The organism is Algoriphagus chordae (assembly GCF_003254055.1).
Taxonomy (GTDB): Bacteria; Bacteroidota; Bacteroidia; order Cytophagales; family Cyclobacteriaceae; genus Algoriphagus; species Algoriphagus chordae.
Genome location: NZ_QKZT01000038.1, coordinates 1 through 3,454 on the forward strand (window position 1 = coordinate 1; position 3,454 = coordinate 3,454).

Consider the following 3,454-nt stretch of genomic DNA (forward strand, 5'->3'; position numbering starts at 1 on the left):
TTCGGCGGGCAGGCATCCATTACAATAAGGATTAAGACCTTAATTGCCTTGGGTAGTAAGACCAGAAAGAACCCTCAAAAAGTATCATCCATTACAATAAGGATTAAGACAAGATTGCAAAAAACATACGTCGCCTTGATGCTTGCTCAAAAAGTATTTCCGCACAGCTTCGCCTATCGGGACAGGCTATCCGCCACTATAAGGAAGGCTTTGCCTGCCTACCGGCAAAAGGTATGCGTTAAGATTCTGCCTCTTTAGATATTCCCTACAGCAGTTGGAAGGCGAGGAGCCAGCTTGTGGGGAGCAATTCTTTATCAGCAAACTTTGAGACACTCAAGGTTACTCTGTTTAGTGTTTATATTGAAGAGTATACTCAATAATTTCAATCTAAATCTTTTATACTCTTGGCATCACTAATTTTTTTCAGTTTATTATACCTAAGTTTTTAAACTCGACCAGTTTTGGAGAATAATACTTCAACCGAACTTCAATCATTGAACAAGAGATATGCTGTTGCTTCTACGCAACTAGCAGATCCTTTGAGTTATGATGCAGCTTCCAATGAACTCGTCAGAATCCTACTTGATTACCTTTCATTTTTCTGTGAAAGCACCAATCTGGACGATTTCCTTCGCACCCTCAAAAAACTATCATCTTTCAACAAAACTTACCTCACGGATTTTGTATTAAATAAAATAGCTTGGGAATCAGGTTCCATTCTTCAATCGGCAGCTCTTCCTGAGCATAAATTCCAAATGCTGGAATCCTATTTTCAGATCCTAGAGCAATTTGAGTTTCACAAGCCATCCAAGGGATATTCTAGATTACTTTCAGGTATTTTATATTACGGAAAATCGTGGACTGGCTTTCTCACCTTTGTGAATTGGTGGGGTTGGGGTTCTTTTTCGAAGCAGGATTTTGAGAAAAACACTAAAGGAGAGCTTGTTTTCCCTTCCTTAGCTGAGCGTGTCACTAATGCTTTTGGAAAGAACATCTTTGCCATGATTAATGAAGAAGCTTTGCCTCCTGCGATGGCAAAGGATCTTCTGATACCTTATGATACATATTTGTCTAAGCTGGAATCCAATAAAATTAATTTTGATTTTGCTCCCTATTATCATGCAAAAGCATTAAAACAATTGGGTCAAAAAGAGAAGGCTCAGCAAGTGTTTTTAGATTTTGCCAAAAAGAAAAAAAGAGATTTTTGGGTTTGGGACTTACTGGGAGATCTACAAGAGGAGCCACAGATTCGATTAGCTTGTCAGCTGAAAGGACTTTCTTGTCCAGGTCCTCCTAGTTTTAAAGTTGGCTTGATGGAAAAAGCGATTTTAACTTTGGTTCAGCAAGAATATCAAGGTTGGGCGAAATTTGAAATTCAAAAGTTAATTCAGTTACGGCAAAAAAATAAATGGTCGATTCCCAAGAACATTCAAGATCTCCAGCAGGAAGATTGGTTTGAGAATACACCAGTCAAATTGGATGACAAGAAGCTCAAGAAATTGCTACTTGTGTCTGAGCAATTGCTTGAAGAAGTAAAAAGTGAGGATATTCTTGTTTCTAGAATTCTTGCTTCCAAAGGACTGATTACAGGAATTACGAAGGATAATCTACCTTATATAGCGCCTATTCGAGGCTCAGGAACTTTACCTAAGACAGGAGATGCCTGTCATATTTCTTTTGTCAAGAACGAAAGAGGGCAATCAGTGATTTTTGATTGGATAAAGATTCCTACGAAAGAGTGGATGAATTCTTCTAAGAAGGTAGTTCAAGGGGAGTTAAAGCAGATGCCAGGCAAAGATTTTGGATTTGTGTCAGATGTCTTTATCCCGCCAGACTTATTGAAGTCTCACAAATCCCATGGAGATTTGACCCTCAAAGTAAACGCAGTAAAAAGCTATGAGCCCTCCAAAAAGAAATGGAGTTGGATGGCATTCGAAATCTATAACACTTAGAATATGTCTCAGAGTAAGCAAGCATTAGTACGCTATCATGCATTAGATAAATGCTTTAGCGATTTTAATAGATTTTATAGAATTGATGACCTAGTGGTAGCCGTCAATAGAGCTGTATCGGATTTTGAGGGAGACCTATATAAGCCTGATTATGTGAGTAAGCGGACCGTGCAGGAAGACATAAAGTACATGAGGCGGGAGAGACCTTACAATATTCCCTTGGAAGAAATATTCGATTCCTTGGATAAAAGAAGGAAGTATTTTCGGTATAACGAACCAGGTTTCTCCATTAAAAAACTTCCTATGAGCAAACAGGATCTGGACTTAATACGTGGTGCAATGGAGACTTTACGAACATTTAAAGGCCTTCCCAAATTTGAATGGATTGAAGAGGCATCTGCTCGGATAGATTCATGGACTTCAGAAAGTGATGATAAGCCTCCAGTAATTCTATTTGATAATAATATTGATATGAAAGGTAAAGAGCATATTCAGCCTCTTTATCATGCTATTCGAAATAAATCTCCATTAGCCATAGAATATCATCCTTTTGACAAGCAAAAAGAAGTGCATCAGATTTCGCCCTATGTTTTGAAACAATTTAATAACCGTTGGTTTGTCCTATGTAAATCGAATCAGCATAATTTTTTAATTAATTTGGCTTTGGATCGCATAGAGAAGATCCATCAGGGAAAACATCAGTTCGAAGAATATCCAGAGGGTTCTCCGGAAGAGTTTTTCGATGAAATAGTTGGTGTTACACGTAAAGATAAGTCTGCCGAAAAAGTCGAGATATTGGTGAGATCAGATTTATATCCTTATTTAGCTACCAAGCCAATACATTATTCGCAAAAGAAAATCCAAGCTGAGTCTGATGCGAAATGGATGAAAATCACATTAAATATTATCCCTAATTACGAGTTTTACTCCGTAATTCTTTCTCATTGTCCAAGGATTAGAGTAATCGGGCCGGAAAAAGTAAAACAAGATTTTATGAATATTGTAAGAGAAACCTATTCTCAATATTTTTAGATATAGCAATTAATTGATAATCAGATTGATCCGCATGTCCCGAAAGGGGCATGCGGATTTTTTTTGTTTGGATCCAACTAGGCGAAGTTCCTCTGCGCCTATCCTGGCTTTGTTTGCATCATCAAATAAAACAAACAAACTATGGAGTCCACTACAACAGAATTTAAACCTACGCCCAGCTATCATGGAATGATACGTATGGCTCAACGCGGAATTAGTAAAAACGCAGTGCAAAAGGTGATCGACACGGGTCGGATTATTCACAAACAAAGTTTAAAATTCTTCTATGTTCCAAAATCACAAACCAGAGATTGGTTGCCTGGGGATCAGGATGCTGTGTCGGATCTAGTTGTAATTACAGATTTGAATGTGCGGGAAATTATTACCTGCTATAAGAATTCCGAAGCAGTGCATCAAATTAAGAAAAAGCCAAAAAGGCTAAGAAAGAAAAATGTGTGAAGCAAGCCTGC

Annotated in this window: 4 protein-coding genes; all 4 read left to right on the plus strand. The window is 38.0% G+C overall.

Translation table 11 applies throughout. The annotated features are described in order from the left end of the window. The coding region (locus tag LV85_RS22275; protein ID WP_211318458.1) for a hypothetical protein at positions 1 to 258 on the plus strand (258 nt) is incomplete at its 5' end. Between the two features lie 203 nt (positions 259 to 461). Further along, entirely contained in the window at positions 462 to 1,952 is a 1,491-nt protein-coding gene (locus tag LV85_RS21890) for a DUF7017 domain-containing protein (RefSeq protein WP_111323475.1), read from the plus strand. Positions 1,953 to 1,955: 3 nt separating this feature from the next. After that, positions 1,956 to 2,984: a helix-turn-helix transcriptional regulator gene (locus LV85_RS21895; protein ID WP_111323477.1), complete on the plus strand. Its 1,029-nt coding sequence runs from the start codon at positions 1,956 to 1,958 to the stop codon at positions 2,982 to 2,984. 141 nt (positions 2,985 to 3,125) lie between these two features. Further along, positions 3,126 to 3,443: a DUF4258 domain-containing protein gene (locus tag LV85_RS21900; protein WP_111323479.1), complete on the plus strand. Its 318-nt coding sequence runs from the start codon at positions 3,126 to 3,128 to the stop codon at positions 3,441 to 3,443. Positions 3,444 to 3,454: the final 11 nt, after the last annotated feature.